16 protein-coding genes are annotated in these 19,890 nt (G+C 59.4%); 5 read left to right on the top strand and 11 right to left on the bottom strand.

What is annotated here, in order from left to right; translation table 11 throughout:
• Positions 1-60 precede the first annotated feature (60 nt).
• The 7 genes from VJV58_RS12750 to lptF form a co-directional block, all read right to left on the bottom strand.
• A complete protein-coding gene (locus tag VJV58_RS12750) occupies positions 61-1,119 on the bottom strand; it encodes an alcohol dehydrogenase (RefSeq protein ID WP_324137707.1) in 1,059 nt (352 codons plus the stop codon).
• Positions 1,120-1,130: 11 nt separating this feature from the next.
• Entirely contained in the window at positions 1,131-1,997 is an 867-nt protein-coding gene (gene rsmA, locus VJV58_RS12745; protein ID WP_324137706.1) for a 16S rRNA (adenine(1518)-N(6)/adenine(1519)-N(6))-dimethyltransferase RsmA, read from the bottom strand.
• A complete protein-coding gene (gene pdxA, locus VJV58_RS12740) occupies positions 1,994-2,998 on the bottom strand; it encodes a 4-hydroxythreonine-4-phosphate dehydrogenase PdxA (protein ID WP_324137705.1) in 1,005 nt (334 codons plus the stop codon). The genes rsmA and pdxA overlap by 4 nt, the downstream gene beginning before the upstream one ends.
• A gap of 3 nt (positions 2,999-3,001) precedes the next feature.
• On the bottom strand, positions 3,002-3,937 hold the full coding sequence (locus tag VJV58_RS12735) for a SurA N-terminal domain-containing protein (protein WP_414641487.1): 936 nt from the start codon (positions 3,935-3,937) through the stop codon (positions 3,002-3,004).
• Positions 3,938-4,030: 93 nt separating this feature from the next.
• A complete protein-coding gene (locus VJV58_RS12730) occupies positions 4,031-6,511 on the bottom strand; it encodes an LPS-assembly protein LptD (RefSeq protein ID WP_414641486.1) in 2,481 nt (826 codons plus the stop codon).
• Positions 6,511-7,608, bottom strand: a complete 1,098-nt coding sequence (gene lptG / locus VJV58_RS12725) for an LPS export ABC transporter permease LptG (RefSeq protein WP_324137704.1) — start codon at positions 7,606-7,608, stop codon at positions 6,511-6,513. The genes VJV58_RS12730 and lptG overlap by 1 nt, the downstream gene beginning before the upstream one ends.
• Complete coding sequence (gene lptF, locus VJV58_RS12720) at positions 7,605-8,774, bottom strand: LPS export ABC transporter permease LptF (RefSeq protein WP_324137703.1); 1,170 nt, start codon at positions 8,772-8,774, stop codon at positions 7,605-7,607. The genes lptG and lptF overlap by 4 nt, the downstream gene beginning before the upstream one ends.
• 333 nt (positions 8,775-9,107) lie before the next feature.
• Between lptF and VJV58_RS12715 the strand changes: the two genes are divergently transcribed.
• The 3 genes from VJV58_RS12715 (at position 9,108) to VJV58_RS12705 (ending at position 11,740) form a co-directional block, all read left to right on the top strand.
• The gene (locus VJV58_RS12715) at positions 9,108-10,610 is read left to right on the top strand and encodes a leucyl aminopeptidase (protein WP_324137702.1); all 1,503 of its coding nucleotides are present in this window, start codon (positions 9,108-9,110) and stop codon (positions 10,608-10,610) included.
• Entirely contained in the window at positions 10,607-11,059 is a 453-nt protein-coding gene (locus VJV58_RS12710; protein ID WP_324137701.1) for a DNA polymerase III subunit chi, read from the top strand. Before VJV58_RS12715 ends, VJV58_RS12710 begins: the two co-directional genes overlap by 4 nt.
• Before the next feature lie 123 nt (positions 11,060-11,182).
• Positions 11,183-11,740, top strand: a complete 558-nt coding sequence (locus VJV58_RS12705; protein ID WP_324137700.1) for a hypothetical protein — start codon at positions 11,183-11,185, stop codon at positions 11,738-11,740.
• Positions 11,741-11,881: 141 nt separating this feature from the next.
• Here VJV58_RS12705 and VJV58_RS12700 read toward each other — a convergent pair whose 3' ends face one another.
• Together VJV58_RS12700 and VJV58_RS12695 are read right to left on the bottom strand one after the other, a co-directional pair.
• Entirely contained in the window at positions 11,882-13,747 is a 1,866-nt protein-coding gene (locus VJV58_RS12700; protein ID WP_324137699.1) for an ABC-F family ATP-binding cassette domain-containing protein, read from the bottom strand.
• Positions 13,748-14,201: 454 nt separating this feature from the next.
• Complete coding sequence (locus VJV58_RS12695) at positions 14,202-14,450, bottom strand: sulfur globule protein precursor (RefSeq protein ID WP_324137698.1); 249 nt, start codon at positions 14,448-14,450, stop codon at positions 14,202-14,204.
• Positions 14,451-14,729: 279 nt separating this feature from the next.
• Here VJV58_RS12695 and ndk point away from each other — a divergent pair, with 279 nt between their 5' ends.
• A complete protein-coding gene (gene ndk / locus VJV58_RS12690) occupies positions 14,730-15,152 on the top strand; it encodes a nucleoside-diphosphate kinase (protein ID WP_324137697.1) in 423 nt (140 codons plus the stop codon).
• 60 nt (positions 15,153-15,212) lie between these two features.
• Entirely contained in the window at positions 15,213-16,034 is an 822-nt protein-coding gene (locus tag VJV58_RS12685) for a YjbE family putative metal transport protein (RefSeq protein WP_324137696.1), read from the top strand.
• Between the two features lie 21 nt (positions 16,035-16,055).
• Here the strand turns inward: VJV58_RS12685 and ppx are convergent, their stop codons facing one another.
• Positions 16,056-17,558 carry an exopolyphosphatase gene (gene ppx, locus VJV58_RS12680; protein WP_324137695.1) on the bottom strand — a complete coding sequence of 501 codons (1,503 nt, stop codon included), beginning with the start codon at positions 17,556-17,558 and terminating at the stop codon, positions 16,056-16,058.
• A gap of 12 nt (positions 17,559-17,570) precedes the next feature.
• Positions 17,571-19,769 (bottom strand): RNA degradosome polyphosphate kinase, encoded by a 2,199-nt coding sequence (locus VJV58_RS12675; RefSeq protein WP_324137694.1) that lies wholly within the window; start codon positions 19,767-19,769, stop codon positions 17,571-17,573.
• Between the last annotated feature and the right edge of the window lie 121 nt (positions 19,770-19,890).

Raw genomic sequence — 19,890 nt, 5'->3', positions numbered from 1 at the left:
AACTAAGCGAGGCTTACTTGGCGCTCTACCTCTTTTGTCGAGGCTTACGAGTGCTGTGCCTCAATTCTTCAGAACCACGCGGCCCACGACTTTTCCAGCCCGCAATTGGTCTATCCATTTTTGTACGTCCGCCATTGGTTCCTCTGTCATGGGCGTCGGCTTGATCTTGCCGGCACGGGCCAGCGCCATCAGCTCGTAAGCCTCTGCGAGTGTTCCAACCATAAAGCCTTCAATAGTCATCCGCTTGTAGATCCATTGTACCATCGGCAGGCTGAAATTGCCGCCCATCAAGCCCGATACGACGATCTTGCCGCCACGCGCGAGCACGGAAACCGCGAACGCCATGGACTTCTCATTACCCGCGAAGTCGACGATCTCGTCGAATCCACCTTCGGTTTCCTTGATGATCCGTTTGGCGATGTCGGGCTCGGCCGGATCGTAGGCGAAGTCTGCGCCATTCTTAAGCGCCGCCTCCCGCGCGGCCTCGCTCAGATCCGCTACAGAAATCTTTTGCTTGAACATGGCCTGCGCGAAGGCCAGACCCATCATGCCGACACCACCGAGCCCGATCAGCAGGAGGTTACGCTGGCGAGGCCGATCAACCAGTCGCTTCAGGGCTCCGTAGGCGGTCACGCCGGAGCACATCAGCGTCGCCGCCTGGTTGACCGGCAGGGGATCATAGTCGAGCAGGTATTTTGCGTCGGGCACAAGCACGTGGCTGGCGAAGCCGCCATCGATGGCGACTCCGAGAAAACGTTGCTTGAGGCAAAGATTTTCGTCGCCATTGGCACAGTCGCGACATTGACCACACCCGATCCAAGGAAACACCGCTTTCTTCGCCCCGATCAGATCTTTTGGGACATCCGGTCCGACCTCCTCGACGATCCCGGCGATCTCGTGCCCAAGCGTGAACGGCAACGTCATCCCCCGAGTTGTGTCTAGTCGCTTGCCGCCGCCGAGGTCGGCATAGCCGTCCTGGATGTGCAGGTCGGAATGACACAGGCCACAACGCTCGATGCGGACGAGAACCTCCGTGCCTTGCGGCTTAGGTGTTTCGACGATGGTTTCGCACAATGGCGCGTCGAACTTGACCAATGATTGGCGTCGCATCAGCGCCATACTGCGTCTCCTCAAGTAATGTTCGGTTTTGTTTTCCGTATATCGGTCAATTCACGCGCCATAGCAACGAAGCCACTGACCGGAATGGTCTCGGCGCGTCGGGTCGGATCGACATCCGCGGCGGCAGCCAGCCGGGTGGCGTCGACTGCAAGCGATTTGAGGCTTTGCCGGAGCATTTTTCGACGCTGGCCGAATGCCGCCGCAGCGACCTGCTCGAGCGCACGGCGATCGCAGGGCTGCGGAGCCAGGCGGGGAATCAGTCGCACCACAGACGAGGTCACCTTTGGTTGTGGCACAAAGGCGCTTGGAGAAATGTCGAACAAAATCTTTGTTTCAGTGCGCCAATTCGCGAGAACCGCAAGCCGCCCATAAGCTTCCTCCTTCTCGCGCGCAACGATGCGCTCGGCCACCTCGCGCTGAAACATCAGCACCATCATATCGTACCAGGGCGGCCACGGCTCGATCGAAAGCCAGTCAACCAGCAGCGCCGTGGCGACGTTGTAAGGGAGGTTCGCAACGATCCTGGCTTTGATGCCACCGAGCATCGGTGCTGGATCGAAAGTCTGAGCGTCCGCACATACGATTTGCAGCCGTCCAGGATATCGTTTCGAGATAGCTTCGAGTGCCGGAAGGGCCCGCTGATCGCGCTCGACCGCGATCACGCGGCGCGCGCCGAGGGCCAGCAGCGCGCGCGTGAGCCCACCGGGACCCGGGCCGACCTCCACGATGGTGGCATCTTCCAGAGGACCTGCCGCACGCGCAATTCGCGCGGTGAGATTGAGGTCGAGCAAAAAGTTCTGACCGAGCGATTTTCGCGCGGATAGAGCGTGCTCGCGAATGACATCGCGCAGCGGAGGTAGATCGTCGATTGCGCTCATGCCGGCAGTGTCGCCGCCATCCGGGCCGCCAGCCGCAACGCAGCGATCAGGCTGGATGGATTGGCGCGGCCGGTACCCGCAATATCAAAAGCCGTTCCATGGTCCGGCGATGTGCGAATGAACGGCAGTCCCAACGTTACATTGACGGCCTCGTCAAATGCCACCGTTTTGACAGGGATCAGCGCCTGATCGTGATACATGCAGATCGCGCAGTCGTACGTCTTGCGCGCGGCCTCGTGGAACATGGTATCCGCCGGCAGCGGTCCGCGGATATTGATGCCTTCGCTGCGCAGAGTTTTAACGGCCGGCGCCACGATGGTCTGGTCCTCACTCCCGAGCGAGCCGTCCTCGCCGGCGTGGGGATTAAGTCCGGAAGCGACGAGCCTGGGATTGACGAACCCAAATCTGGCTTTCAGATCCGCAACCACGATACGGGCTGTGGTCACGATCAAATCGCTCGAGAGCTGCGAGATGGCTTCACGCAGCGGAAGATGGATGGTCACGGGTACGACGGCGAGAGCAGGGGACCACAGCATCATGACCGGCTGGGGCACGCGCCTCCCAACCGCAGCAAGTTCTGCGAGAAACTCCGTATGTCCAGGATGCCGGAAGCCGGCGCGGTATAGAATGTTCTTTGCAATCGGATTGGTGACTACGGCAGCGGCCCGCCCAGCGGCTATATCCTCTACGGCCAGACGGATTGAGGCTATCGCCGCATCTGCACTGGTGCTGTCCGGACGGCCAGGCTCGGCCGTAGCACGGTAGCCAGTGTCAACGACCGGCAGCGCATCTGCGAAAGCAGCAACCGCATCTTCAGGCCGTACATTGGCAGTTTTGATATCCACCCCGATCGCTTTCGCTCGACGATCCAGGAAATCCCGATCTCCGAGGAGGTAAAAGGGTGGAAGCTTCAGTTCTTTCCGACGCAGCCACGCGGCGAGGGTGATGTCAGGCCCTATACCTGCGGGTTCGCCTGAAGTCAGGGCAAGCGGCTTTGCCATGCGTCAGCGGTATTCGATCATCGCGGCTTTGCGAATTTCGTTCAAATACCATTTCGACTTGGCCTCGAATTTCTGCGAGTACATCTTCTCGCGGACTTCCCTTTTCTTGGGTGTATCGACCGTCGTCGGATTGCGGCCGCAAAGCGCAACCATCTCGATACCCTGTTTGGTGACCTCGGGCGCGGTCAAATGTCCGATCGGGGTCTTGTCGAGCAGCTCCCGTAGAACTGGGGGTATGTCGGCCGAGGTCTTGGTCACGGTCTCGCGTATCGCAGCGTTTGGCATCGACTTGAAGAAAGCATTCGCCTCCGCGCAGCTTTGCACCCGGTTTCGCAGCGCTTCAGCCTCTTTCTGCCTTGCCTCAATTGCAGCTGGCGCAGATCCTCGCGGGACAACCAGAACGATCGGCTGCATCTTATATTCGAAGGCGGCGCCCTGCTGCTTGTCGTCGGCTCCATCCACCTTAACTGCCGCCGCGACATCCTTCTCGCCGACTTGAAGGCTTTCCTTATATCGTCCACGCACCAAACTCGTCCAAACCATGTCAGCCTTGATGCGAGCCTTCAGCGTGTCAGGCCGAATGCCCTGGGCTTCGAGGGATTTGGTCAGTTGGTCCGGCGTGATGCGCATTCTCTCGCTCATCGACGCATAGGATTGATCGATGTCGGAGCCCGTCGGGTCCACACCGAATTTTTTCGCTTCCTTGATCTTCAGTTTTTCGTCGATCAGTTCGTTGATCACCTGCTGCCGGTCCGCAACCTTGTGAGTGGTCAAATAGTTCAACTTGCTGCGCTGTTCGATATCAAAGCTGGTGATGGGATCACCATTGACCATCACGGCGACGGATTGAGCCTGCGACGTCGAGGCGCAGATCATCAATGCTAGTGCGGCTACACAGCTTTGGATCAGACGAGAGATCAGAGGAGAGACGGTCGTCATGGTCATATTCGCATTATCAACGGGATCGAATTGCAACGTTAAAGGAAATCTATCTTCAGCAGCGGCCTTCAACAATTAGCCTGATCGGAAGTGCTACTGAAGCGCGGGGCCGGCCGCAGCGCTGGAGGAGTTCGCAAGCGTCCGCAATCCGATCTGCAGCATAAAGGCGTGGCTGAGGACCGGCGGCGTTGTGCCCGCAGCGTAGTTGTAGGAGGTGACGTAGTTAGCCGCCAGCACGAAGCAATCGTCCACATATCCTGCACCGACGATGTACTGATTGACCTTGTTCGCTTCGAGATCCCATCGCGCAGCTCCCGTGACTACCCAGTTGGCCGCCAGCTTCATCGAGGCGCTACCCAATAGTCCTTCGCGGCGGGTAAGATAACCCAACTCCGGCTGCTGGGCGTAGTTGCCGTACAGCATGCTGACCGACCACCGATCAAAAGCTGCGCGGCCTTCAGCCTCAAAACGGTTGACGTTAAGTGTCGCCTCGTCGAGCCTAGTGCGAACGCTGAAACTATACGTGCGGTTGGGCGAGTAATTGACCCTAGCGACGTAGTCGGATCGCGTATTCTGCAGGCCGGAATCAAGACCGGTGTTGGTCATGTCTGCGACCGCGAATGAATTCAGGCCAAACAGTTGATAGGACTGTCCGAACAGCACATTGACGGCACCGCCGCGGTCGAATTGCGTAGTCGCCTGCACGCCAACATTGGCGCGACCGCCGCCCTCGACCCGATCGTAGCCCGAGAACTTGTCGACGCTGAATAGATTGCTGGCATCGAACACCATGCTTTGCGCGTCTTCATTCGGAAGCTTGCCGGCATAGGATTCGTTCGGACGAATGATGACCTGTGCAATCGGTTCGACCGTCGTCGTGCCCCACGGTTGAACGTTGATAAAGGGGTATCGGTATTCGAGGCCGACCGTCGGCATCGCACGCAAGGCTTGGGTGTCGCCTACCGGGAGGAAGTTGGAAACGCCCGGCTGGTTCGAGATCGAGGAGTCAATCGCATCCGCGCGGATGCTCGCAAATGGCGTCCAGATTTGTCCGGCGGAATCGGTAAACGAGCGCCGCCACTGTGCCTCGGCCGTCAGCCGCGTGTAAGTGCCGGGCATTCCCCGAAGCAGGCATTGCGAGGGTAGGCGGGCCAGCGGATCGGCGGAAGCCGTCATGCACAGACTTCCGGTATTCGCTAATGTCGTGATCGGGTCGAAGGCCGCCGTCTGGCGCGTCAGACTCGTAAAATTCGTTTTGTAGCTGAACTCTCCGCCGAAGATCGGATTGTTCAGGACGTTCGAATAATCAAGTACCGGATGTATCACGGGCACCTGGGCCTGGTTACCGGAATAGCTCAAATAATAAATCGTGCGGAGGTCGAAGAAGCTGCGGTTGCCCACGCCCGTGAGGTAAAGCTGGGAGATGGCTTCCGTCGGCAGCGTGAGGAACGAGCCGAGCGGATCTCTGTATTGAGCAAGCCTGTAATCGGAGAAAAAGGCGTAGTCCGAGAGCAGCACGCCATCCCAGCCCCACACCCATTTATCGTTCAGTGCGAACTGACCCTTGGTGTCAATTCCTCCGCGGAATTGCCGATCACCGGGCTGTCCCGCGAAATCCCCAGGCTCCAGCTGATCGATGCCATAGGCGCGGATTTGGTATGAACCGCTCAACAATCGCTGACGAAATTCGCCCTGAAACAATACGCCCTGTTTGGTGGTGAAGCGCGGACTGAAGGTGGCGTCGTAATCCGGGGCGATGGCCCAGTAGAAGGGCGTTTCAACGCCGTAGCCGTAGCCCGATGCCGTGGAGAAGCCCGGCATCAAGAACCCCGTCTTCCGCTTAACCGTCGGATCGGGTGTCGAGAAATAGGGCACGTAAGCGATCGGAACGCCGAAGAATTCCAGCTGCGCGTTCTCGAAATACAGCATCTTTTCGTTTTGGTCGTGAATGATGCGCGCACCTTTGACCTGCCACAAAGGCGGCTTCTTCGGATCGTCCTTACAGGGAGCGCAGGCGGTGTAGACTCCGTTTTCAAAAACGGTGTAGTTGCCACTCGAGCGGTCAGCACGCGTCGCAGCCATCCGCGTCGCATCGGCGGTGTCGACCCGAAGCGAATCCACGAATCCGTCGCGATAATCGTCGCTCAGATCCATGATGTTCGCGTAAGTGATCTTTCCTTCGGCATCGGTCATGCGGATGTTGCCTTCCGCATGCAGCCGCTTCGTCTTCTGATCGTAGATGACCTTGTCGGCTTCGACGCTTGTGCCGTTGTAGAACATCTGTACGTTGCCGACTGCCGATACGCGCGAATTGTTGTAGTCGTAATCTACCTCGACCGCCTGGACGAGCATCCGTCCATCATTGGCGGGGTGCGGCGCGACTGGTCGCGGAGGCCTCGGATTGTAAGTGAAGCTTTGCGCCGCGGCCGGTGTCGGAGCGCCCAGCACCACCGCAAACACCAATCCAAATACCAGTGCGGTGCTGAGGGCAATCAGGCGAGCACAATCGCGGCGCACGGGGGTGCGCCGGCCGAGCACAGGCAGCCGTCTCTGGCGGGCGGCGACAGCAGCCACTACCCGTCCTCCTGGTACAGCAAGGCCAAAAAGCCGGTGAGGCCGCCCACGAGCACGGGCAGCCACGCCGCAGCGATCGGATGCATCAAGTCAGCCTTGCTCAAATCCTCAGTTACTTTCGAAAGAACATAGAGCAGAAAGCCCGCCCCCACGCCACTCAAAACCATCTTTTGCACGCCGCCGAAACGGAAGAAGCGCAGGCTCACAGCGGCTGCGAGCATGACCATCGCGGCCAGCAAAAACGGCTGCGCGATGAGTTTGTGGTATTGCAGACGGTAGCCGGCCGTGGCGAAGCCGGAGCTTTCGGACGACCGGATGTAGCTCGGCAGTTGCCAAAAAGACACAGTCTCCGGTGTCGAGAAACTGTTGCGGACCTGAGCCGGCGTCAGGCTGGTCGCAAGCTCAAAGCTGTCCTGGTCGACAGGGGGAGCATCGAGCGCATAGCGGCGCGCGGATTTGAAAAGCCATCGCCCTTCCTGCAGCGTGGCCTCGCGCGCTTCGATTCGCTCCTTGAACTGGGCGTCGCTATCGAATCGAAACAACGTCAATCCGGTCAACCGCACGCCCTGCTGCTCGCTACGCGCGGCGTTGATGATGACCTGTCCATCGCTGTTGACCTGGTTGATCCAGAAACCGGACGCGTCCTGAACGCCGCCCCCCGGCGCGGAGCCAAACAACTCGGCTTCCATTCGCTTGGAGAGCTCCCGAAGATTCGCAGACATCGGATTGTAAACGGCGGTGGCGAAAATTCCGATCATGATCGCGCTGGCCAGCGCCGGCGCGATGAACTGCCAAGCGGAAACGCCGGCGGCGCGCGCTACCACCAGCTCCAGCCGTCGCGAAAGCGCGAGATAGCAGGTCATGGCCCCGATCAGGATGCAAAACGGCATCATCTTTTCGAGCAGTTGGGGCACCCGAAACAGGGAGGTCTCTGCCACGGTTATCGCCGACGCGGACACCAGGCCAGACGTCCTTCGGACCATTTCGATGTAGTCGACCAATACCAGCAGCACGAAAATGCTTGCGAACACGCCGATGGCCGAGACCACAAAACGGCCGGCAAAATATCGACCCAGCGTATTGGTAATCATGCTCATGCGGTGACGGGCCGCCCAAACAAGCGTGAAAGACGCGCATTGGTTTTGTTGATGGCTTCGATCAGCGCGGCCGGCGGTTCGAGCACGACGCCGCCAACGATGATCCAGATGCTCGCTGCGATCGACGCCACCAGCATCAGGTACTGTAGGACGGGGGCGAGCGATGATTTCACTGCCAAAACAGAGCAGGCAAACCCTGCCATTCGTAATCCGAACACCGCGAGAATGGAGCCGCCGATTGAAAAATTGCGACTCTGGCGCGTGGTGCGCGGTGCGCCAAGAAATGCAAACGTGAGCACTGCAAATGCGAATGGGTAGATCGGCGCCATAAAGCGGTCATGCAGTTCGGCGCGGAATTGACCGGGCAATTGCAAGTAAACCGGGTCATTGGCGGCGGGCATGAGCAATTCCCAGAGGTAGCGTTCGCGGATGCCCAATGTGACGTCTCGCCCTTGATTCGAGAACTTCGACATATCGAAAGCATAGCGGCCGAATGCCACCAAAGCCGGGTCCCGCTTTCCGACTTCGAAGCGCTGCAGATTTCCGTCTTCAAGAATCAAAAACGATCCACCCTCGTTCTTGAGGACCGTTCCATGGTCGGCGATGATGCTGACCCGTTCCTTTGGATCGCGACGATCATCGACGAAGATGCCGACGAGCACGCCCCCTGGCCGCCGCTCCCGAATCCGGATCGTCAGGTTGGGATCGAGTTGCGCAAACCGACCCGGCTGTAGGATGTTGGTCAATACGTCTGCGGTGATTTCGGCATCCCAGCGCTTCAAGCGCCGCATGCCGTCGGGTGCGAGATAGGATGCGATGACAGCGACCATTACCGCGACCACCGTCGTGGCGTAGAAGAACGGTCGGAACAGCCGGAACGGCGAGAAGCCGGCCGCATTCATCACGATGATTTCGGAGTCGGTCGCGAGTTTGTTCAGTGTATGCGAGATCGCAATCATCAGCGCGATCGGCGAGATGATCAGCACCAGCGCCGGGATCACCAGGCTGGTGACGCCGAGAAAGGTCAGGATGGTCTGACCCTGGCTGGTCATCAGGTCGATGCCGCGTAGCGCCTGCGTAATCCAGATCACCCCTGTCAGGCTGACCAGAACCAGCGCAAACGACGCGAGCGTCGTGCGAAAAATATACCTGTCGATTGACCCCATCGCTACCGCACGATCCCGCCCTGCGAACAGTCACGACCAATCCCGAATGTGGGACCCCCGATGGTCGAGCAGCTAGTTCACGCAGCCTGCCATTCTCACACTAGCATCCCCTTGATCCGTCAACAAAATGGCTGCCGCATGGCACCCTCGGAACAAGGTTAAGAATTCATGCTATGTGGCCACCGCGCCACGCCGGACGCTTGGCAGCGTGGCCGCCGACAGTCCATAGTGCGTCGCTAAGCTCCTGAGGGCGCGCAATCGCACCAAGCGAGCATTCCGGGCACCGTGCGCGAGTTTCCGACCAGCGACAGCCCCTGATTGGAGGATTTGCCTATGCCCGACGCCCTCACGGTGGGTTTTGTTCCTTTTTCTACTGCCCGGCGCGGCATTCTGGTGGTTTTCTGCGACGATGCGCTGAAATTTGGACCGGCAACCCGCAAGATACTGGGCCGCGCGGCCGGGCTTGCCGATCGGGCCGCGGCGACCAACCAGTTCAAGGGAAAAAGCTGTTCAACTCTCGACATTCTGGCGCCGCAAGGACTGCAGGCCTCGCGCCTGATTGTGGTGGGCGCCGGCAAGCTTTCGGCCCTCAAGGAGGAGGACTTTCTCAAGCTCGGTGGCACGGCTGCCGGCAAACTCGGGGCCACCAAGGAGGCAGTGACTATCATCGCCGAATTGCCGAGCGGGCCGATGGAGCCAGATCAGGCCGCCGCCTTAGCCGCCGGCGTGCGGCTGCGGGCCTATCGATTCGATCGTTACAAAACCAAAAAGAAGGATGGCGAGGATACTGCGTTGCGTGGCGCAATCTCGGTCGCTGTCAGTGACGTGGGCGCCGCGCGCAAGGCTTTCGCCGCTCGCGCACATGTCGTCGATGGCGTCATCATCGCGCGCGAACTCGTGAACGAGCCCCCCAACGTACTCTACCCCGAGGAATTCGCCCGGCGCGCCAGCAGGCTGCGAAAGCTTGGCGTCGAAGTCGAGATTCTCGATGTGAAGGCGATGAATAAACTCGGGATGGGCGCGTTGCTCGGTGTTGCGCAGGGCTCGGCACGGCCCGGCCGCACCGTGATCATGCGCTGGAACGGCAGCAAGCGCGGTGATCAGCCCGTGGCCTTTGTCGGAAAAGGAGTGTGCTTCGATACCGGGGGGATTTCGATCAAGTCGGCCGGTAGCATGGAGGACATGAAAGGCGACATGGGCGGCGCGGCTTGCGTGGTTGGACTGATGCACGCGTTGGCAGCCCGCAAGGCGAAGGTCAACGCAGTGGGCGCCATTGGGCTGGTCGAGAACATGCCGGACGGCAATGCCCAGCGCCCGGGCGATATCGTGACCTCGATGTCAGGGCAAACCATTGAAATCATCAATACCGACGCCGAAGGCCGGCTGGTTCTCGCCGATGTGCTCTGGTACGTGGCAAAGAAGTTCAAGCCGAAGTTCATGGTCGATCTCGCAACCCTTACCGGCGCCATCATGGTTGCGCTCGGCACCGAATATGCCGGACTTTTCTCCAACAACGACGAACTAGCCGGCCGCTTGACCGAGGCCGGGCTTGCAACTGGGGAGCGGGTCTGGCGCATGCCACTCGGTCCCGAATACGACAAGCAGATCGACTCGCAGTTCGCTGACATGAAAAACACCGGCGTCCGTCACGGCGGCTCGATCACCGCAGCGCAGTTCCTGCAACGGTTCGTTGACGAGACGCCGTGGGCGCACCTCGATATCGCCGGAACCGCGATGGGCGCGCCGAAGACCGAAATCAATCAAAGCTGGAGTTCAGGTTATGGCGTTCGCCTCCTCGACCGGCTGGTGGCGGAGCATTACGAAGCCAAGCGATGACCGAAGTGCTGTTTTACCATCTGCAAGACATGACGCTCGAAAGCGTTCTGCCGCCATTACTCGAAAAATCGCTGGAGCGCGGCTGGCGAGTCGTCGTGCAGTCGACATCGCGGGAGCGCGCCGATGCGCTCGATGGACATTTGTGGACCTATCGAGATGATTCATTCTTGCCTCACGCGATCTGGAGCGCAGGCGATGCCCAGGACCAGCCTATCGTGCTGGCCATCGAAGATATCAACCCGAACGGCGCCGAAGTCAGGTTTCTCATCGACAATGCGGCTTTCCCCGCGGATTCCGAGCGCTACGAGCGAATGGTGGTAGTCTTTGACGGGGAAGACGACGACGCACTCGCCACGGCCCGAACCGCCTGGACCGATTGCAAAGCGCGCGGGTTTGACGTCACTTATTGGCAGACCGACGAGCGGGGCAGATGGCAGCGGCGAGAGTGAGGACTGGTCCGCAATTAAGATAATCCACGCTTTCAACAGGCGAGCTTGGATAAAGCCACGGTCGTGCCGCAAACTGGTGGTGGGACAAAAGCTTAACGGGACGGCTTCGGAATCGACTCGATCGTGCAACACAACGGCTTTTCTCGAAAACCTCTGCTGGCGCTGCTGCTGTTTGCGCCGTTAGTCGCCGGCTGCTCGGGCGCGTCGGATCTTATCTCACGCGATGCCGAATGGTTTTCGCGTCCTGGCAGGTTGTTCATCAAAAATATTTCGATTGACGCGCCGCCGCTCACGCCCAACAAGCCCGTGACGGCAGAAGACTTGGTCAGCGCCGAGGGATTTTGTGCGGGAATGGTGCCTCCGGGTGGCAGCCCTGCGGACGCCAACGCCGCGACCGATGGTGCATCAGCAGCGCCGATGCCGTCGACATCGGGAACGGTGGCGCTTGGCCACACCGAATGCGATGTCGTCCGCGGCATCGGTGCGCCGGCGAATGTCAGCCTTTCGAACAATGCACGCGGCGACCGGGTCGCCGTCATCACGTATGCAGAGGGCCAGCGGGCCGGCATCTACACCTTTACGGCCGGACGCCTGACGTCGATCGAGCGCGGCCCCGAGCCGGTTGCCTCGCCGAAGACCGCAAAACCAAAGGTGGCCAAGAAGAAAGCGGTGGCAACGTGAGCGTCGCCTCGGTTTAGAGCGTTTTCGAGCGAAGTGGACGCCGGTTCGCGCGAAGAAAACGCGTCAGAAGAAGCTAGCTCACGCTTCGCTTCCCGCAACTCGAGAGGACGTATTGAAAATTGCGCTCTCGGCCGAGCGCGATCAGCCGGTTTCCTCATATTGCGAACTCGCGGCCAGCCACGCTTCTTCCGCGCGCTGTAATGCTCGCTCGGCGGCAGTCCGGGCCTTCGCCAATTGCCCAGCCTGCTTCGGATCGCGCGTGAATAAATCGGGCAGAGCCAAAGCCGCATCAATCTTGGCAATGATGCCGTTGATCCGCTCGATCTCGGTCTCAGCCTCGGAAATCCTTTGCTTCAGCGGAGTAGTGCGTTTTTCGGGCTTGCTGCGCTGAGATTTGTCGGAGGCATCGACCTCACGATCGCGCGAGCTGGCACGCATGCCGCGCGCGGATAATACCATTCGCCGATAATCGTCAAGATCACCTTCAAAGCTCGTCACCGTGTGATCGGCCACGACCCATAGCTGATCGGCACACGCCTCGATCAAGTAGCGATCATGCGAGACCATGATGACGGCACCCGGAAATTCGTTTATCGCCTCCGCAAGCGCGGCGCGGCTGTCGATGTCGAGATGGTTTGTCGGCTCATCGAGTATGATCATATTCGGACCAAAGAAGGTCGCGAGCCCCAACAACAGCCGAGCTTTTTCGCCGCCCGAGAGATTCTGGACGGGCGTATCGCCTGCCTTTCCCGAAAAGCCGATCGCCCCCGTTCGTCCGCGCACTTTGGTTTCCGGCGCGTCCGGCATCAGCCTGCGAACGTGATCGTAGGGGGTGGCATCGACATCAAGTTCATCGAGCTGGTGCTGGGCGAAGTATCCGACCGCAAGTTTATCTGCGCGGGTGACATGCCCGGCGAATGGCGCCAGCCTGTTGGCGAGTAGCTTGACGAGCGTCGACTTGCCGTTGCCGTTTGATCCAAGCAGCGCAATGCGGTCATCATTATCGATACGTAGCGTGACGCGACTGAGTACCGGCTTCTTTCGATCGTAACCGACGGTTACATCGTCTACCGCGATGATGGGCGGCGAAAGCATCTTCTCAGGAACAGGGAATGATATTTCCCGCACGTCCTGAGTCACCAATGCGGTGACCGGTTTCATCCGTTCCAGCATTTTCACGCGCGATTGCGCCTGACGGGCTTTGGAGGCCTTGGCCTTGAAGCGATCGACAAAGGCCTGCAGGCGCTTGCGTTCGTCTGCTTGCCGCTTGGCGTGTTTGGCGTCGAGCATTTCGCGGATAGCACGCTGTTCTTCGAATGAAGAGTAGGTCCCCTTGTACAAGGTCAGCTTGCCACGCTCGAGGTGAAGTATCTGATCGACCGAGGTGTCGAGTAGGTCGCGATCATGGCTGATGATGATTACGGTACGGGGATAATTCGCGAGATGATCCTCAAGCCACAACGTCCCCTCGAGATCGAGGTAATTCGTCGGCTCATCCAACAACAACAGATCGGGAGCGGCGAATAAGGTGGCGGCGAGTGCGACGCGCATCCGCCAGCCGCCCGAGAACTCCTGACATGCCCGCGCCTGGTCCGCGGTGCTGAACCCGAGGCCGTTGAGGATGGCAGCGGCGCGAGCGGGCGCCGAATGGGCGTCGATATCGACAAGTCTGGTGTGGATGTCCGCGATCCGGTGCGGATCATTGGCGGTCTCGGCCTCGCGCAGCAAGGCATCGCGTTCGAGATCCGCCTTGAGGACGATCTCGATCAGGCTTTCCGGCCCGTTCGGGGCCTCCTGGGCAAGGCTGCCGACTCTCCACCGAGGCGGAATCGTGATCGTCCCGGTCTCCGTCGGCAATTCTCCACGGATCGCGCTGAACAGGGTTGATTTACCGACGCCGTTGCGGCCAACGAAGCCGACGCGCGCGCCCGGCACGATCTGGGCCGAGCCATGGTCGATCAGAAGCCGTCCGGCGATCCGGACCGATAGTTCGGTGATTGAAAGCATGCCAGCTTGTCACCGGACTGGCGGCTAAACGCAACCCGTATCTGCACGAATAAGTCGTCTGGTGCGCGGCGAAAGGTTAGCTGGAGCTCTTGTAGTTCCAGCTGTCGCGCCGGCGTAGTTCGTCCATGAGACTTTGAAGGCGAGGGGACAGGCGCGACGATTCCGGGCGGAAGCTCTGCCGCAGCGCCTCAGCCAGGCCGTCGCAAATCGACCGCATGATCTGGCGATCCATCACAGGGTTGCTTTCGCTAAAATGCCGATTCATGACAGATGTCGCTCGTGTCTCGCGTGGACAGTGCAGCATCAAGTCTTCGGCTTGAAGAATGTTTCCCGGCGCTGGCCGATTGCATGCATTGTAGTTAAATTTGAATGAATGGCAGAAGCCGCTCGCGTCGCTTAACGAAAAGCCCCGGCGCGACCCGCCGGGGCTAACTCGGTCATTAGACGATCGAGCTTAGTAGCAACGATTGACCAGTCGCCAGCGGGGACCCCATGGGGTCGGGACCAAGCGGCGCACATAGCACCCGCCGTAACCATAAAAAGCTGGGCCGCCAACGAAGAAGCGCGGGCCACCCCAACCCCAGCCCCCATGATGGAAGCCATGGCCGTGAAAACCGCCAAATGCAGAGGCGGAGGTCGGTGCCAGGCCGGCCGCTGCGAGAGAAGCTGCGGCAACTGCAACAAGCGAGAGTTTGCGTAACATCGTCGTCTCCTCGGAGTTCGGACGCGACCGGCGTCCTTGTTGATTTGCTCCCGGGACGTCCGCCAAAGGGCAGGCGGCGCGATCGGTAAACGTAACGCTATTCCCGCGAAGCTGAACGAAGCCGGGACGTTCGCTTCAGAGTGGGTTAATGTTCGTGAATTTGTTGTAATCCGGAGCTTGCCACGTGCTCGGACGATCCCACTGGCCGATCGCTTGCTGTTCGCTCGGGGCGTCGATATAAGCGCCCGCAATTCCCATCAGCTTTGCAAGGACGATATCATGTCGATTGAGCGCACCTTTTCGATTATCAAACCGGACGCGACCGCGCGCAACCTGACTGGCGCGATCAACGCCCTGATCGAAAAGGCAGGACTTCGAATCGTCGCCCAGAAGCGCATTCGCATGACCCGCGACCAGGCTGAGACTTTTTACGCCGTCCACAAGGCGCGACCATTTTTCGGCGAGTTGGTTGATTTCATGATTTCCGGTCCCGTTGTGGTTCAGGTCCTTGAAGGCGAAAACGCCGTGCTCAAGTACCGCGATGTCATGGGTGCAACCGATCCGGCCAAGGCAGCCGACGGCACGATCCGCAAGCTTCACGCGAAGTCCATCGGTGAAAACTCAGTGCACGGCTCCGATGCGCCCGAAACAGCCGCCATTGAGATCGCCCAATTCTTCTCCGGCAACGAGATCATCGGCTGATTGTATGCGCCGCATGCACTGATCGTCGCGTAAATGCTCGTCTTTCTGTAGGAACGCGATTTGAACTGGCTGCTGCACATCTTCGATCCGGCGAATATCGGGGTGTTGGCCGCGCAGTTTCAGCAGGAGCTCCAAGAACCGGCATTTTGGGTCGCCGTCGGCAAGATCATCTGGATCAATGTATTGCTGTCAGGTGACAACGCGCTGGTGATTGCATTGGCATGTCGCGGACTGGAGCCGCGTTACCGCCTCTGGGGCATGGTCATTGGCGCCGGCGCCGCCGTTTTCCTGCGCATTGTCTTCACCGGAGTTGTTGCGTCGTTAATGGCATTGCCCTTCCTCAAATTGGTCGGCGGCCTGGCGCTGATTGTGATAGCCGCGAAACTCCTGGTACCGGAAAGCGAGAACGAGCAGGGCATAGAATCCTCGTCGCATCTGTGGGCCGCGGTGCAAATCGTAGTTGTCGCGGACGTCGTCATGAGTCTGGACAACGTGATCGCTGTCGCTGCCGCCGCCAATGGCAGTGTGCCGTTGCTGGTGCTTGGATTGGCGATCAGTGTCCCTCTCATTGTTGGTGGGGCGGCGTTGATCATGGCGATTCTTAATCGCCTGCCGATCTTGATATGGGCTGGCGCCGCACTGTTGGGCTGGATTGCAGGCGACGTTATTGCCACTGATCCAGCTATCCAGCCGAAGCTACAGGAGCTTTTCGCTTCCTGGTTTGGCACGAATCTGGACGCATTACTGGCGTGGTTCGGAATGGACACGCGGGGTGGGGCAGGTGCCGAAGTCGCCGCTGCGTTAGCCGGCGTGACTATCGTGCTCGTCGCAGGATGGATTTGGCGAACACGCACCTTGCAGGGCACGAAGCGTGCGACGTGATGAGCGGAGCCGATCCAGCCCTTAGCGCCTCACGATTGAGCCTGATCTGCCGACCAGTCGTGCAAGCTGTTTGAAACGGCTGCCGACGCGGTCGGCGACCAGATCGACAAGTCTATGCTCAAACACCAGCATCAGCTTGCGGCCGCTGGTTCGAAAATGGGTCGCAGGCAACACGCCGGGTCGCGCCGCCGAAATCAAATGAGCTACGCGAAAAGCAGCGCCCAGCACACGGGCGCGCTCTAGCATGGGTGACGACACCAGTTCCTGAATAGCGATCGGCGGTTCGTTCTGCTCGCTCAAGCCGGCGTAACGATAAAATACCGACAGCGCCACAAACGCTCGGCCTTGATGGCTGATCGCGCCGAAATTGCCATGAGTGATCAGGTTGAGTGTCTGCTCGCCGCGATAGTCAGGATGAACACGCCAGCCGATATCCGATAGGAGGCAGGCGGCATGACGCAGGCGCCGATCTTCTTCGTTCTCCCGCAACTTTATCACCCGCACCAGACGATCGGTCCATTCGATCAGCTCCTGGGCGTGACGCGCCGAACGCGACAGCAGTTCGTTTAAATCCCGCGCAGCACAGATAAATCCATCTCGTGACCGTTCGCTAGCTGGCAACTTTTCGTACAGCAGGCCTTCGCGAACGCCGAAGGTCGAAAACACAATCATCTTCGGCTTCGCAGCGCGGATGATGTTTTCGAGCACCAGAGCCGCATAGGCCAGTAATGGCCGGCGTGCGTCAGCAACGACTTCGATATTGGCCAGCATATTGGCAGACGCAAGTCGCCGAAGGCGCCGAGCGAAATCGAGCGCGTCGGTTGCGGGTATCGAATAGTCGTGCATCACCCGCAATGGATAGCCGCTCTGGATAATGTGAATGCGGGCAAGTGCCCGCCATGTTCCTCCTACGGCATAGAAGCTGCGCCCGCGAGCAGCGCGGAGCTGGGGCGCCGCGGAAAGCTCTGTCTTGACGATGCGCTCGGCGCGCTTGAGCGATTTATGTGACAAGTCCTGCAGTGCCAGACTTCCGAGAGGCAAAGTAACACCCTTCCCGACACGGCTGCCGCGCACGTCAGTCAGCTCCAGCGATCCGCCGCCGAGGTCGCCGACGACGCCGTCGGGCTTGTGCACGCCCGATATGACTCCGAGCGCGGACAATCTCGCTTCACGTGATCCGGAGAGGATTTCGATGTGGACGCCGCAGATGCGTTCGGCCCTTGCGATGAAATCGGGGCCGTTGGAGGCATCACGGCAGGCCGCCGTGGCGATCGCGTGCACTCGGCCGACTTTCATCACTTTGCAGAGCGCTCGAAAGCGCCGCAGCGACGTCAGCGCCTTTTTTACGGCGTCCGGAGCCAACAGTCCGGTGGTTTGAACCTCGCGGCCAAGGCCGCACAGCGCCTTCTCGTTGAAGATCGTGATGAGGCTGCGCGTCATCGATTGGTAGACGACGAGGCGTACGGAGTTCGAACCAATATCGATTACGGCGACGCTGGAGGCGCGCTTGCCCGGCGATTTCACCGCAACGATCCTTCAGGAAGAATGCTGACGCTCAGTACGGCGCGTGAGGCGGCGCGGCGAAGATTCCTTGAGCGACTTTCCACGGCCTGACAAACTCGGATTCGTCATGAAATAATTGTGCAGGTTGAAAGGCTCCTCGCCCTTCGCCGCCTTCATACGCGTTGACGAACCATCCGGCAACAATTGCCAGCTCTGCTCGGTGTCCTTGAGATTAGCCACCATGATCTGCTCGAGAACCTGCTGATGCACCGTGGGATTTGTCAGAGGGCACAGGATCTCGACGCGCCTGTCGAGGTTGCGAGGCATCATGTCGGCCGAGGAGATATACACAGCCGCCTTCGCGCTGGGCAGGCCCTGGCCCATCCCAAAGCAATAGATCCGGCCATGTTCGAGGAAGCGCCCGATGACAGACTTGACCCGGATGTTTTCTGAAAGTCCGGCAAGGCCTGGCCTCAGGCAGCAAATCCCGCGCACGACCAACTCGATCGACACTCCAGCCTGTGACGCCTCGTACAACGCATCTATGATATCTGGATCCACCAGCGCATTCATCTTCATCCAGATCGCGGCCGGCCTGCCGTGGCGTGCGTGATTGGTTTCTGCGTGGATGTGTTCGATCACCCGCTTGCGCAGCGTCAGCGGCGATACCGCCATCTTCTCGATGTCGCTCGGCTCGGCATAGCCGGTGATGTAGTTGAACACCCGCGCGGCATCGCGGCCGATGGTCGGGTCCGAGGTGAAATACGACAGGTCAGTGTAAATGCGAGCGGTCACGGGATGATAGTTTCCGGTCCCGGTGTGCACGTAAGTCGTGAGGCTGCCGGCCTCACGGCGGACAATCAGTGACAGCTTGGCGTGCGTTTTAAGTTCGAGAAACCCATAAACGACCTGGACGCCCGCACGTTCGAGGTCGCGCGCCCAGCGGATATTTGCTTCTTCATCGAACCGGGCCTTGAGTTCGATCAGCGCCGTGACTGATTTTCCCGCTTCAGCAGCTTCGGCCAGCGCGCGAACGATGGGCGAATTGTTGGAAGTCCGATAAAGCGTCTGCTTGATCGCCACGACATCTGGGTCCCGGGCGGCTTGTTGCAGAAACTGCACCACGACATCGAAAGACTCATAGGGGTGATGAACGATCAGATCCTTTTGGCGGATCGCGGCGAAAATGTCGCCGCCGTGATCACGAACACGTTCGGGATGACGTGGAACGTAGGGTGCGAACTCGAGGTCGGGTCGGTCCAGCCGCGTCAGTTGCGACAATTCGTTCATTGCCAGCACACCGTTGACCAGCAGCACCTCATCATCGGTGGTGGAAAGCGCCTGCTGCACGAACAATCGCAGCCCTTCCGGCATGTTGGCTTCGATTTCGAGTCGGATCACCGAACCGCGTCGCCGCCGCTTCAGCGCGGTTTCGAACAGCCTGACCAGGTCTTCCGCTTCTTCCTCGATTTCGAGTTCGGAGTCCCGGATGATACGAAATGCTCCCTGACCTTTCACCGTGTAGCCCGGGAATAACCGGCCGATGAACAGGCTTGTGGCCTGCTCAATCGTAATCAGCCGCACCACTGCATCCTTACTGACGGGCAAGCGAATAAAGCGGTCGATCTTGCCCGGCATTCTGATCAGCGCATTCATCGGCTTGCCATCCGAGAGGCGCGCCAGATGGAGCGCGATCGTAAATCCGAGGCTCGGGATGAAGGGAAAGGGATGCGCAGGGTCGATCGCGAGCGGCGTCAGCAGCGGGAAAATATTATGGAGGAAATGATCCTCGATCCAGCTTCGCTCGGCTTTGGTGACATCGCGGCCATCGACTAGCGCGATACCGACATCGTTCAGGATGTTGCGCAGATCGCGCCAAATTGCCTGCTGATCATTGGCGAGCTTTGAAACGGTTTCGTTGATAAGGACAAGCTGCTCGGCTGGAGTAAGCCCATCGGGGCTGCGCTCCGTGATCCCTTCGCGAACTTGGGCTTTTATTCCCGCGACCCGGACCATGAAGAATTCATCAAGGTTATTGGCGGAAATGGACAAAAATCGCACGCGTTCCAGCGCGGGATGGCCGGAATTGACCGATTCCTCGAGCACCCGGCGGTTGAAATGCAGCCAGGAAAGCTCACGGTTAATGAACCGCTCGGGGCTATGGGCGATCGTCGGACCGGCCTGGACCTCGAGTTCTTTTTCTTTGTTTACAACGAGTTGCGCGGATTCCATGAAGTTTCAATCTATCGAAGTCCGTTGCCGGCCCGGGTCTGTCAGAGCTCCCACCAAAGGTGTGTTATCGCCATGACCTTTCAATGACATTGACGTTCGCCGGGTCCATGCGAGCAGAATG

The sequence above is a fragment of the Bradyrhizobium sp. genome, from assembly GCF_035273305.1.
In the GTDB taxonomy this organism is placed as follows: domain Bacteria; phylum Pseudomonadota; class Alphaproteobacteria; order Rhizobiales; family Xanthobacteraceae; genus Bradyrhizobium.
This window is presented reverse-complemented; position numbering and strand designations above follow the sequence as displayed.